The sequence below is a fragment of the Erwinia sp. E_sp_B01_1 genome (assembly GCF_036865545.1).
GTDB lineage: Bacteria > Pseudomonadota > Gammaproteobacteria > Enterobacterales > Enterobacteriaceae > Erwinia.
Genome location: NZ_CP142208.1, coordinates 1,522,727 through 1,535,275 on the forward strand (window position 1 = coordinate 1,522,727; position 12,549 = coordinate 1,535,275).

9 protein-coding genes and 3 pseudogenes are annotated in these 12,549 nt (G+C 57.6%); 7 read left to right on the forward strand and 5 right to left on the reverse strand.

Annotated features, from left to right (window positions below; genetic code table 11):
- Positions 1-33 precede the first annotated feature (33 nt).
- The 3 genes and pseudogenes from VRC33_RS07430 (at position 34) to VRC33_RS07440 (ending at position 2,849) form a co-directional block, all read left to right on the forward strand.
- Positions 34-1,192 (forward strand): annotated as a pseudogene (locus tag VRC33_RS07430) (ABC transporter permease).
- On the forward strand, positions 1,189-2,121 hold the full coding sequence (locus tag VRC33_RS07435; protein WP_338562396.1) for an ABC transporter ATP-binding protein: 933 nt from the start codon (positions 1,189-1,191) through the stop codon (positions 2,119-2,121). Before VRC33_RS07430 ends, VRC33_RS07435 begins: the two are co-directional and overlap by 4 nt.
- A gap of 2 nt (positions 2,122-2,123) precedes the next feature.
- Positions 2,124-2,849 (forward strand): ABC transporter permease, encoded by a 726-nt coding sequence (locus VRC33_RS07440; protein WP_338564133.1) that lies wholly within the window; start codon positions 2,124-2,126, stop codon positions 2,847-2,849.
- Here VRC33_RS07440 and VRC33_RS07445 read toward each other — a convergent pair.
- From VRC33_RS07445 to VRC33_RS07455, 3 genes and pseudogenes are all read right to left on the reverse strand, one after another.
- Entirely contained in the window at positions 2,836-2,940 is a 105-nt protein-coding gene (locus tag VRC33_RS07445) for a protein YohO (protein WP_306206772.1), read from the reverse strand. The two genes, VRC33_RS07440 and VRC33_RS07445, sit on opposite strands and share 14 nt — an antisense overlap.
- An 86-nt stretch (positions 2,941-3,026) precedes the next feature.
- Positions 3,027-3,744, reverse strand: a pseudogene (locus tag VRC33_RS07450) (SDR family NAD(P)-dependent oxidoreductase).
- A gap of 45 nt (positions 3,745-3,789) precedes the next feature.
- Positions 3,790-4,521 (reverse strand): MerR family transcriptional regulator, encoded by a 732-nt coding sequence (locus VRC33_RS07455; RefSeq protein WP_338562403.1) that lies wholly within the window; start codon positions 4,519-4,521, stop codon positions 3,790-3,792.
- 404 nt (positions 4,522-4,925) lie between these two features.
- Between VRC33_RS07455 and VRC33_RS07460 the strand changes: the two genes are divergently transcribed.
- Complete coding sequence (locus VRC33_RS07460; RefSeq protein ID WP_338562405.1) at positions 4,926-5,702, forward strand: DUF3750 domain-containing protein; 777 nt, start codon at positions 4,926-4,928, stop codon at positions 5,700-5,702.
- A gap of 85 nt (positions 5,703-5,787) precedes the next feature.
- Here VRC33_RS07460 and VRC33_RS07465 read toward each other — a convergent pair whose 3' ends face one another.
- The gene (locus VRC33_RS07465; protein ID WP_338562407.1) at positions 5,788-6,873 is read right to left on the reverse strand and encodes an iron-containing alcohol dehydrogenase family protein; all 1,086 of its coding nucleotides are present in this window, start codon (positions 6,871-6,873) and stop codon (positions 5,788-5,790) included.
- A gap of 304 nt (positions 6,874-7,177) precedes the next feature.
- Here VRC33_RS07465 and VRC33_RS07470 point away from each other — a divergent pair, with 304 nt between their 5' ends.
- The 3 genes and pseudogenes from VRC33_RS07470 (at position 7,178) to ybiB (ending at position 11,295) form a co-directional block, all read left to right on the forward strand.
- Positions 7,178-8,077 (forward strand): LysR family transcriptional regulator, encoded by a 900-nt coding sequence (locus VRC33_RS07470; RefSeq protein ID WP_338562409.1) that lies wholly within the window; start codon positions 7,178-7,180, stop codon positions 8,075-8,077.
- 68 nt (positions 8,078-8,145) lie between these two features.
- Positions 8,146-10,307 (forward strand): annotated as a pseudogene (gene dinG / locus VRC33_RS07475) (ATP-dependent DNA helicase DinG).
- Between the two features lie 16 nt (positions 10,308-10,323).
- A complete protein-coding gene (gene ybiB, locus VRC33_RS07480) occupies positions 10,324-11,295 on the forward strand; it encodes a DNA-binding protein YbiB (RefSeq protein WP_338562413.1) in 972 nt (323 codons plus the stop codon).
- Here the strand turns inward: ybiB and VRC33_RS07485 are convergent.
- Positions 11,292-12,461 carry a M20 aminoacylase family protein gene (locus tag VRC33_RS07485; protein WP_338562416.1) on the reverse strand — a complete coding sequence of 390 codons (1,170 nt, stop codon included), beginning with the start codon at positions 12,459-12,461 and terminating at the stop codon, positions 11,292-11,294. The two genes, ybiB and VRC33_RS07485, sit on opposite strands and share 4 nt — an antisense overlap.
- Positions 12,462-12,549 lie beyond the last annotated feature (88 nt).

Here is a 12,549-nt window from a genome sequence, read left to right on the forward strand (position 1 = left end):
GGAGAGACCGGCCCGCATATCATCAGGAAAATTTTGCGCCTAAAAATCCATAATCCTGTGCTGCTGACGCTGTCCATTCTGTTAGCTGTGGCAGCGGCCACCCTGCCATTCCTTGATTACGCCCCCAACCGGCTGGTATCCGGCCAGCCTTTGCCGTTGCATCAGGTTTTAGAGGGGGGCTGGTGGCTGGTGGCAGTGCCGCCAGGCATACTGATCCTTCAGGCTTTTCTGCCCGTCACCCGCGGGAATCTGGCGCTGGTGGTGTTGCTCAGCGAAGGGCTGTTTATTGCCCTGATCGCCCTCAGCGGCCATCAGGCAACACTGCTTTCGCAGCAGGGTAGCGCCCTGGCGAGAACCTCCTGGGGCAGCGGCTTCTGGCTGGCTGCCGGATTGTGCCTGCTTATGGCAGCAGATGCAGCAGGGCGGCTCAGCAAAAATGCCCTGTGGCGTTTGCTGCTCAATGGCCAAATCTGGCTACCGGTGATCGTTTTACTGCTCAGCGATCGGCTCGATCAGCTGGCCCTGCTGAAAGAGTATGCCAATCGCCGGGACGTCTTCGATCAGGCTTTGTCGCAGCATCTGCTACTGCTGGCTGGAACATTGATACCGACATTGCTGATCAGTATTCCGCTGGGCTGGCTGTGCGCCAAAAAAGGCGGTGCAGTCGCCGGTATTCGCCGTGCTTAACGTCATTCAAACGGTGCCATCCATCGCGCTGTTCGGCCTGCTGATTGCGCCGCTGGCTGGGCTGGCTCGTGCTTTTCCGGCGTTGGCAGATCTGGGGATCAGTGGCATTGGCATGGCCCCGGCCCTGATCGCGCTGGTGCTCTATGCGCTGCTGCCGCTGGTGCGCAGCGTGGTCGCCGGGTTGCAACAGGTGCCGAAAGAGGTGATCGAAACGGCGGAAGGCATGGGCATGACGCGCGGTCAGATATTCTGGCATGCCGAAGTGCCGCTGGCGCTGCCGGTGTTGCTGACCGGACTCAGGGTGATTGCCGTGCAGACCGTGGGGATGGCAGTCATTGCCGCCCTGATAGGCGCCGGAGGCTTTGGGACCATCATCTTCCAGGGATTGCTCAGCAGCGCGCTGGAGCTGGTTCTGCTGGGCGTCATACCGGTGATTGCCCTGGCAGTGATTATTGATGCGCTGTTCAAATTTCTTCTTTCCGTTATTGAGGCGAAACGCCAATGATCAACTTCAACCAGGTGAGCAAACACTTTGACGGCAAGGCGGCGGTCAGCGATCTGACGCTGCACATAGCCAAAGGGGAGTTCACCGTGCTGATCGGCACCTCCGGCTCAGGAAAATCCACCACGCTGAAAATGATCAACCGTCTGATTGAGCACGATCGCGGCACCATTCAGTTTGCCGGTGAGGAGATCCGCAGCTTTAATCCGCAGGTTCTGCGCCGCCGGATGGGGTATGCAATCCAGTCTATCGGGCTGTTCCCGCACTGGACGGTGGAGAAGAACATTGCCACCGTACCCGCTTTGCTGAACTGGCCAAAACAGCGGATTGCGGAGCGGGTAAGTGAATTACTGGCGTTACTCAATCTGGACGAACAGTTCCGTCACCGTTTTCCGCATCAGCTTTCCGGTGGCCAGCAGCAGCGCGTGGGTGTCGCCAGGGCTTTAGCGGCAGACCCGGAAGTGCTGTTGATGGATGAACCTTTTGGCGCGCTGGATCCGGTCACGCGGGGTGCGCTGCAACAGGAAATCGTCCGCATTCACCAGATTTCCGGTCGCACTATCGTGCTGGTTACCCATGACATTGATGAAGCGCTGGCGCTGGCCGACAGGCTGGTGCTGATGGATGGCGGCAAAGTGATCCAGCAGGGGACGCCGGTTGAGCTGCTGACCCAGCCGAAAAATGATTTTGTACGGGATTTTTTTGGCCGCAGCGAACTGGGCGTGCGCCTGCTTTCACTCGGCAATGCCGGGGCCGCAGCACGGCGTGGGGAGTGGCTGGAAGGCGAAGCCATACCGGAAGAGATGACGCTCAGAGAGGCCCTGTCACAATTTATCGCCCGCCAGACCGACAGGTTGCCGGTCACAGATAAACAGCAACAGCCGCTGGGCGTGCTGCACTTTGCCGATCTTCTGCAGCAGAGGAGGACGTAATGATGCGCTGGCTTCGGGATCCTCTGCTGTGGCTGGTGGGGCTGTTTGTGGCATTGCTACTGGCTATGCCCTACAGCGGGCCGCTGTTTGCCAGCTGGTTTCCCCAGCTCGACAGGCCGCTCTACCAGCAGGACAGCTTTCTGCAGCTTGCGCTGGCCCATATTACGCTGGTGGCGATCTCAAGCCTGGTGGCGGTGATTATCGGCATGGGCGCGGGGATCTTTGTTACGCGTCCGGCAGGCAAAGAATTTCGCTCGCTGGTGGAGACGCTGGTCGCAGCGGGACAGACCTTTCCTCCGGTAGCCGTACTGGCGATTGCCGTGCCGGTGATGGGGTTTGGCGAAAAGCCGGCAATCATCGCGCTGCTGCTCTACGGTTTACTGCCCATTCTGCAGGGCACGCTGGCCGGTATTGGCGCGGTGCCTGGCAGCGCGCGGGAAATAGCCGAAGGGGTGGGGATGAGTGCCTGGCAGATCCTGCGTAAAGTAGAATTGCCTCTGGCCGCGCCGGTGATCCTCGCCGGGATCAGGACGTCGGTGATTATCAATATCGGGACGGCAGCGATAGCCTCAACGGTGGGTGCGAAAACGCTGGGGTCACCGGTGATCATTGGATTAAGCGGCTTCAATACCGCCTATATCATCCAGGGGGCCTGCCTGGTGGCGCTGTTGGCCATCGTTACCGACCGCCTGTTTGAGCGCCTGCAACAGCGGCTTACGCGCGGATAAGGATGGTGTAACCCGTCAGCATTACGCCGCCAATGCCGCCAAGCGCCATCAACAGGAAGATAAAGATTACGCCAATTTTTTGCCAGTTCATGCCGGTGTGTTCCCAGGTCTGCCGCTGAAAGAGGGCGAAGTATACCGCTTATCAGCCCGTCGGGTTAAGCCTTTGCTGGCTTTTTGTTACCGGGCTATCTGCTGTGTCAACAATCGCTGTAGCGACACGGGCAGCCGCGACGTCACCCTCAGGATAAAGGAGTAAAGGCGGGGGAAGGCGATCTCCGCTTTGCCTTTGGCGAGCCCTTCACGGATATAACGCGAAGCCTGACCGACGCTGACTATCATCGGCATGGCGAAATCATTCCGCCGGGTCATGGGCGTGTCGACAAAGCCCGGCTGCACCAGGGTGATGGCAATTTGCTGGCGTTTCAGATCCTGCGCCAGACTGCGGGCAAAATAGGCCAGCGCCGCTTTGGCCGCACCATAAGCCTCGGCTCTTGGCATGGGCACCAGGCTGGCTGATGAGCCCACCAGCGCAACGCGGCTGCCGGGAGAAAGTTGCGGAAGCATCGCATCCAGGCAATTCACCGCGCCGGTAAAGTTGGCGTCCATCACCCTATGGACTTTTTCCGCCTCAACCACGCCAGTGATTGAGATATTCACAACTGCCGGCACAAAGAATAACCAGGCGGGCGTTTCTGCCACTCAGGGCCGTGCGCGTTTCACTGAGGCTGGTGATATCAAATTCACAGAGTGTAATGCTGCTGAATTTCTCACGCAGGGTTTCAAGCTTGCTGCGGTTTCGTCCACAGGCGGTAACATGCCAGCCTTCAGCGGCATAATCGAGGGCCAGTTGGTAACCAATACCGGAGCTGGCACCGGTGATTAAAACCCGCTTCATAGACGTAATCTCTTGATGAACCGAAGGTCGAAGAGAGGGGGCTCCTCAGCTTCCCTGATGGGTGACAGAGAACCCCTGCTCCTGCCAGTGGACCAGCTGCTCCTGCTGCCTGCGGGTAAGAGGTTTGCCGGTGAACACAAAGAGTTTCTGGCCGGGGAACAGCTCGGGGCGCGGTAACTCTAAAGGTTCTGCCAGCACGTCAATCCGCCATCCCTGTTGAGAGAGACGCCAGGCTTCTAACCACAAACGGGTACGATCTTCGACAGCCCAGCCGATCAGCAATGCATCCTTGCCGGGCTTTTTACGGGAGCCGGTCAGACAGAAGGCGACATAATCAATTAAAGCCCCATCCAGCAGGCTGCACATGGCGCGGGCGGTATTCTGATCCAGCCCAAGACGTTGACGAATGGGAATGAAAACGTGATCGATCAGCGCATCAGCCGGGTTTTCCTTGCCGATGGTGGCGATCTTCTGCCTGAGCTTGGCGGGCCTGACATGACGCAGCACGGCCATCATCTCTTCCTGAACGGTCACCCAGCCATCATGGACGTTAACGCTTTCCCCTTCGAGCAGGGCTTTCACCTTGCCCACAGGCACGCCGCTGTCTATCCAGCGTTTGATCTCTTCAATACGTTGAATATCTTCATCATCAAACTGGCGGTGCCCGCCTTCGGTCCGCTGAGGTTTTAACAACCCGTAACGACGCTGCCAGGCCCGGAGAGTCACCGGATTAATCCCGCAGCGTATGGCGACGTCACCAATACTGTACAATGCCATGCAATTCCTCTTATCCTTCCAGCACCCGTTAACCGTAGCGGACTCTCCATTGTTGTACAACTAAAATTTATATGTACAACTTGATCCTGGTCCAGAAAATCGTCCTATTCTGAGAATCCTGATGAGTGTCAGAGGTGAGCGCCTGGCGGAAATTAGCCCCTTTTTTCCTGGTCCGGGGTCAGTGCGCGCAGTTAATTGAGGTTGGAGACCTGCGTTAATGAGTGAGACTGATTATCAGATTTTGAGGGCTGAGCAGGCGATAGACGCTCATTCCGGGTTGTACAATGTTTTGCAGGTTGTGTGGTATAAGGTGCAAGTATTAGCTTTATCTCCGAAGATCCGCTGACCTCAACCCTTTCTGATGCATGCTTAATACCCGTTTTCCACTGGTGGACGAAGGAACTATGATCTGGTTAAAAGTTTTCAGTATTGGTTTTATCTGCGTGATGCTGCTTTCATTTGCACAGAGCTATTTTAAAGCTACCCATAATGGTGTGGCCTTGAGTGGGCAGAGCTGGTCAACCGCCCGACGTGACTCCGCTCATCTGGCACCCGATCCTGTCGCCCTGAAAGACGTGGCCATCGTACAGGTCTATGTTGCACCTGCTTTTAGCTGGCGCGGCCTGCTTGCCGTGCATCCGTGGATCCTGATCAAAAAGGCGGGCGAAACGGAGTTCAGGCGTTATGAGGTGGTGAGCTGGGGCAGCAGCAATGTTATCCGCGAGAACTTCACCCTTCCTGATGGCTACTGGTTTGGTGCCAGACCGCAACTTATCACCGACCATCGTGGGGCTTCCGCAGCGGCGATGATCCCAAAGATTGAGGCGGCGATAAAAAGTTATCCCTGGCCTCACACCTATCGCGTCTGGCCGGGCCCCAACAGCAACACCTTTCTGGCTCACATAGGCCGCGAAGTGCCCACGCTCAGGCTGGATCTGCCTGCTAATGCCATTGGCAAAGATTTCCGTGCGCTGACCAATCCCGTAGGCTTACCGCCTTCTGGCCGGGGTCTTCAGCTCTCCCTGCTGGGCGTGCTGGGCGTGACTTTTGGCGCGGAAGAGGGGCTGGAAGTGAATGTTCTTGGCTTCAATATGGGGGTGGATGTGAAATATCCGGCGCTGCGTTTACCTTTCATTGGGCGTCTGGGGCAAAGTAAATCAGAGACTGACCCGGCTTCGTAGTGCCCGTCTTATTCACTTGCAGCGCCGCTACCTGTTCCCGCCTTCAGGCGTGCTGTAGCCCACTCTTCTGTGGGCTACGCTGTTTTCACAGGCTGACGCTGAGCGCCTCCACGCGGGCGATGGCCTGATACAGCAACGCCTCGGTGACAGGTTCTGCCATATTTTCCATATCCGGTGCATGGACGGACTCACGAACGATCACCGCAAGTTCCTGCTCCGTCAGATCCGCAATGGCCGTCAGGCTGAGCGGCACACCACAGGCTCTGGCCAGCGCCATCTCCTCCAGCAGCTCCTCATCACTGCGGTTTTCCAGCGCCAGCAGGCAGAGATTGCCATAGCCCACCAGCAAACCATGACCATATTCGCGGGTTTTGTCGCAGAAGGTAAAGCCTTCATAAATGGCATGGGCCGCCGCCGCATGCGCACCGTTACTCATTAAAGAGGTCAGCCCGGCGAAGGTGAAAATCACATCCAGCGCCTGATCGAGATGATGATCCGGCAGATTTTTACGCACTGCTTCACAGGCTTTTGGGCCATGCTGCGCAATCACTTCATAGCAAATCAGGCTGTGGGCCAGCGAGGATTTGGCACTGGCGTCGACCGGCGGATGGCGCTGGCTGACAGCGCGGAACTCATACCATTTGGCCAGGGTATCGCCCAGCCCGGCAGCCAGCCAGCGCAGCGGGGCTTTGGCCAGGAGTTCGCTGTCGATGATCACTGCCGCAGGTGCCTGAGGAAGCGGAAAGATATCGTGGAAATTGCCGTGGTCATCATAGCGGATGCTCAGCGGAGTAACGGCTGAGCAGGTGGCGGCGATGGTTGGAACAGTAATCACCGGAATGTTATGCTCCGCCCCCACCGCTTTGCAGGTATCCAGCGATTTCCCGCCGCCGGCGGCAATGATCACCTCAACGTTCAGCGACTTTGCCAGCTCGCCCAGGCGGCTGATTTGCTTCAGGGAAGTTTCGCCACCAAACCATTCGCAGCCTGCCAGCTCAACCTCTGCATCGGCAAGCTGTCTCCGGACCTGAGGCTCAACGGCTTTCAGTGCCTGATGCCCGCCAATCAGCAGGGCGCGCTGCCCCAGTTCGCGACAGATTTCACCGAGCTGATGTATTACGCCTGCGCCACGCAGTATGCGTGCAGGGAAAACCAGATTTTGTTCAGACATGCCGGACCTTTTAATGTGAGAGACGCTCGGCGCCATCAGTTGTACTTCACTCCGGGCAACACACAGAGCATTTCATAAAGAATATTAGCGGCCAGCTGTGAGGTGCCATCATCTGTCGGATAAGCTTGTGAAAAAATCCCTGACGGCAAATAATCAGTTCAGGAATTTCATAACTAAAAGATCGCTGAGGCGAACCCTTAGCCGTCAGGATTGCCAGCCAAAAAAATCCCGCAGGCGAGAGTTTTTGCCAGCCCTGAAGGCAGAGTCAGTGAGTGCTATTGCCAGCCACCCCGGAGGAAATGTTGTGAGCACCAGTCGTCTTCCCAATCTCAAGCTGCTGACCATCTTCGCCACCGTTGCCCGCTGTCAGGGCTACTCCCGTGCGCAGCAGGAACTCAATATGACCCTGCCAGCAATAAGCGGCTATATGAGCGAGCTGGAACAGCAGCTCGGCTTCGTGCTCTGCCAGCGCGGACGCGGGGGCTTTTCGCTGACGGCACGCGGCGAGCAGTATCTTCAGCACAGCCTGCAATTGCTCGGCACGCTTTCTGACTTTGAACGCAAGGTGGAAGGGCTGAAAACGGAGCAGGGCGGCGTTTTCTCTCTGGGCGTGGTGGACTCCGTTTCCACCGATAATCAGCTGGGGCTGGCAGAAAGTATTAATCAGTTCAGCGAGCGGTTCCCCGGAGTTTACCTCAACCTCTCGGTGAGAGATCCCAATGAGTTGCAACAGAAAGTGCTGGATAACCGGCTTGATCTGGCGATCGGGCATTTTCCGGTAAACGTCAATAATCTGGTAACGGTGCCCTTGCATCATGAGCAGCACTGGCTTTACTGCAGTGACAGCCATCAGCTTTATGCCCGGCCAGAGCCGGAAGCGACAGAATTACATCAGTATGGTTTTGTCACCCGCAGCTACTGGAACCAGGCTGAGCTGGCACGGCGGGGTTTCAAAGCGAGTGCGGCCTCGGTCGAAAGCATTGAGGCGCAGTTGATTCTGATCCTCTCCGGTAACTACATCGGTTATCTGCCGGAGCATTGTGCGCTGCCCTGGGTGGAAAAAGGGCGGTTAAAAAAACTTTCGCCGCACCAGTTCAGCTATCAGGCACCTTTTTCGCTGATATTTCGCCGGGGCCGTAGCCGTGAGATGCTGATCAGGGCCTTTCGCGACATGGTGAAACTGCGAGTCGTACCGCTTCATTGATTCAGCAGGGCTGACGCGAGGCTGATACTGTGTAAAAATACAGGCTCTCCTGGTCATAAGTGGTTGTCATGGCGTTATCTGCCGCGTTGAAAGCGCAAATTGCCGGATGGTATAAAGCCCTCCAGCAACAAATTCCCGATTTTATTCCCCGCGCCCCGCAACGGCAGATGATTGCTGAAGTGGCAAAAACGCTGTCGGGCGACGACGGCCGCCATCTGGCGATTGAAGCGCCGACTGGCGTGGGGAAAACACTCTCCTATCTGATCCCCGGCATTGCCGTCAGCCGTGCGGAAGAAAAGCCGCTGGTGGTCAGTACCGCCAACGTGGCGCTTCAGGATCAGATCTTCAGTAAGGATCTCCCGCTGCTGAAGAAAATTATCCCCGATCTGCAATTTACCGCTGCCTTTGGGCGTGGACGTTATGTCTGTCCCCGTAATCTCTCCGCTCTGGCGACTGATGAAGAAAAGCAGGGCGATCTGCTGCTGTTTCTGGATGAGCAGATGACCGCCAGCAAAGACGAGCGCGCGCTTTGCACCACGCTTGAAAAGAACCTGAACCGCCATCAGTGGGATGGCCTGCGCGATCACTGCGAGGACTCTATTGAAGATTCGCTGTGGCAGCGTCTGAGCACGGACAAGGCGAACTGCCTGGGCAGCAACTGTCACTGGTTTAAGGAGTGCCCATTTTATGTCGCCCGCCGCGAGATTGAACACGCGGATGTGGTGGTGGCTAACCATGCCCTGGTGATGGCCGCGCTGGAGACGGAGTCAGTGTTGCCGCCGCCAAAAAATCTGCTGCTGGTGATGGATGAAGGGCATCATCTGCCGGATGTGGCGCGCGATGCGCTGGAGATGAGCGGGGAAATCACGCCGGGCTGGAATACGCTGCAACTCGATCTCTTCTGCCGCCTGGTGGAGCAGTGTATGGCGCAGTTCAGGCCGAAAAGGCCGCCGGGGTTGAGCAATCCCGAACGGTTAAAAGCGCACTGTGAGGAGGTGCGGGAGCAGTTGCAAATGCTCTCGCAGATCCTGAATCAGGTGCTGCTACCGCATAATCAGGAAGGCGAATACCGTTTTGAAATGGGGCTGTTGCCGGAAGAGGTGCTGACGATCTGCGCCCGCCTGTTCAAATTATCCGATGGCCTGCGCGGGCTGGCAGAAGCGTTACTCAACGATCTCGGTGAAAAAACGGGCCAGTTTGATGTGGTCAGACTGCACCGCACGCTGATCCAGATGAGCAAAGCGCTGGGCTGGTTTGAAGCGTTCAGCAAACTGTGGCGGCTGGCCGCGATGGAGAAAGCCTCCAACGCGCCGGTCTCTAAATGGGTGACGCGGGAACTGCGTGAAGGCAATGCTCATCTGCTGCTGCACTGCGCCGGGATCCGCGTCAGCGATCAGCTGGAAAAACTGATGTGGCGGAAAATCCCGCATGTGGTGGTGACCTCTGCCACGCTGCGATCGCTGAACAGCTTCCAGCGGCTGCAGGAGATGTCCGGCCTTAGCGAAAAGGTGGGCGATCGGTTCGTCGCGCTGGACTCGCCGTTTAACCATGTTGAGCAGGGCAAACTGATCATCCCGCAAATGCGGCTTGAGCCCATGCTGGCAAATGAAGTCGGGCATCTGGCTGAAATGGCGCATTTCTTCCGCGCCCAGATTAAAGAGGGCAAGCACAAAGGTATTCTGGTGCTGTTTGCCAGTGGCCGGGCGATGAAACAGTTTCTGGCCTACCTGCCGGAGCTGCGGCTGATGATGCTGGTACAGGGTGACAAACCCCGTCCGGCGCTGGTGGCGCTGCACCGTAAACGGGTCCAGCAGGGCGAAACCAGCGTGCTGGTGGGGCTGCAGAGCTTTGCAGAAGGGCTGGATTTGAAAGGCGATTTGCTGTCACAGGTGCATATTCATAAAATTGCTTTCCCCCGGTGGACAGTCCGGTTATTTTGACCGAGGGCGAATGGCTGAAAAGCCTGAAACGCTACCCGTTTGAAGTACAGAGTCTGCCGAGCGCCTCCTTCAACCTGATCCAGCAGGTAGGCAGGTTGATCCGCAGCCATGACTGTTTTGGCGAAATTGTGATTTATGACCGACGTTTGCTGAGCAAAAGCTATGGTGCCCGTTTACTGGGCGCGCTCCCGATATTCCCCATCGAGCAGCCGGCTATGCCGGAAGGGGAGTTACCCAAAGCCAGCGCCGCGTTACAGGAAAAGAGAGCGCCTTCCCGTCGTCGTCGCTAACTATTAAGAGCAGAGCATGGAATATAACAAGATCATCAAAGAAGTGGGCCGTGGCAAAAACCATGCCCGTGATCTCGATTTTGACACCGCCCGCGAGCTCTATCGCGAAATGCTGGCCGGGAAAGTACCGGATCTTGAAATGGGCGGCATCCTGATTGCGCTGCGCATCAAAGGCGAAGGCGAAGAGGAGATGCTGGGCTTTTATCAGGCGATGCAGGAGCGGGTGCTGACACTGACTCCGCCAGTAAATTTTGCGATGCCGGTAGTGATCCCCAGCTACAACGGCGCGCGTAAGCAGGGCAACCTGACGCCTCTGCTGGCGCTGGTTCTGAGCAAGCTTGGCTTCCCGGTGGTGGTGCATGGCGTCAGTGACGATCCCACCCGCGTCACCAGCGAAGCGGTGTTTCAGGCGCTTGGCGTGCAGGCCGTACAAAGTGCAGAACAGGCGCAGGCGAAGCTTGATCGGGGTGAGCTGGTCTTTATGACCGTGGCAACGCTGTGTGAGCCACTGGCCGTGCAGCTCTCTCTGCGCTGGAAAATGGGGGTGCGCAACAGCGCGCATACGCTGGCAAAACTGGCTACGCCCTTTGCGGAAGATGCCGCGCTGCGCCTCTCCAGCGTCTCTCATCCCGAATACATCCCCCGCGTCGGTAAATTCTTCCAGGCCATTGGCGGCCGTGCGCTGTTGCTGAACGGCACGGAAGGCGAAGTGTATGCCAATCCGCAACGCCGCCCGGCGATCAGTCTGATTGCCGCCAGCGAGCCGGAGGTGCTGCTGCCGCGTCAGGATGAGGAGGGAGCCCCAAGGGACACGCTGCCAGAGGCGAAAGATGCGGAGACAACGGCTCTGTGGATCCGCCGTTGTCTGGATCGGGAGATTACCCTGCCGGACTCGCTGCGCCAGCAAATCGCCTGCTGCTATGTGGCCACCGGAAGGGCAGTAGATCTGCCTGAAGCGCTGGAGCAGTTGGGTAAAGCCGGCTATTAAAAGTGCGAATGGCTGGGCGGCAACAGTTGCTCAGCCAGCGTCACCCACAGCGCGACGCCCTCCTGAATTATCCCATCGTTGAAATCGTAATGCGCGTTGTGCAAAGGCCGGGAAGGCGTGTCGCCATCAGCGCCAATCCAGAAATAAGCGCCGGGACAGACATCCAGCATACAGGCGAAATCTTCCGAGGCCATAGACGGGTTCACTTCCCAGTGTACCTGCTCTGCTGGCAGCAGCTTCAGTGCGCTGTCGCGGACTTTCAGTGCTTCCTCCGCGTTGTTCTTTGTGACCGGATAATCCGTCAGATACTCAATGCGACCTTCTATACCCATCGGCGCGGTAAAGGTGGTCACAAAATCGTCAATCATCCTGCGGACCTGGCTTCTCACTTCGGCCTGCAGGCAGCGTAAAGTGCCGCGCAGGACCACTTCCTCCGGGATCACATTGATCGCTTCACCGCCGTTAATCTGCGTGATGCTCACCACTGCAGAAGCCAGAGGCGACAGGCGGCGGGAAGGAATGGTTTGCAGCGCGAGGATCAGTTGTGCTGCGGCCACGATAGGGTCCGCCCCGTTCTCCGGCATTGCCGCGTGGCAACTTCTGCCGCGCAGCCTGATTTCAAAAGCATCCAGCGAAGCCATCATCGCACCGCTGTTCACCGCAACATGCCCGACCGGTAACCCTGGCCAGTTGTGCAGGCCATAGATAGCGTCCATCGGGAAAAGGGTAAACAGGCCGTCAGCCACCATTTTGCGCGCGCCGCCCAGGTTCTCTTCGGCGGGCTGAAAGACAAAATGCACCGTGCCGCTGAACCCCCGGGTTTTACTCAGATGTTTTGCAGCGGCCAGCAGCATGGCGGTGTGGCCATCGTGTCCGCAGGCGTGCATCACGCCCGGCTGCGTTGAGCGCCACGGCAGTTCACTCAGTTCGGTAATGGGCAGGGCATCCATATCGGCCCGAAAACCTATGGTCGGGCCAGGGCCATTTTCCAGCGTGCCCACCACGCCGGTACCGGCAAGGCCGGTATGAACCTGTAGGCCAAATGCCCGCAGCTGTTCCGCAACCCTGCGCGAAGTCTGCTGTTCCTGATAGCCCAGTTCCGGCAGGGCGTGCAACTCTCTGCGCCAGCCGGTGGCTTCTTCAATCAGCGAAACGGGAATTGTCATAGCGTCCTCTCCTCACAGGCTCTGCCTGATATCTGGCAGATTTAAGGTAGCATAAAAGCGGCAGGCCAGGCGGTGGGAATCGGAGATG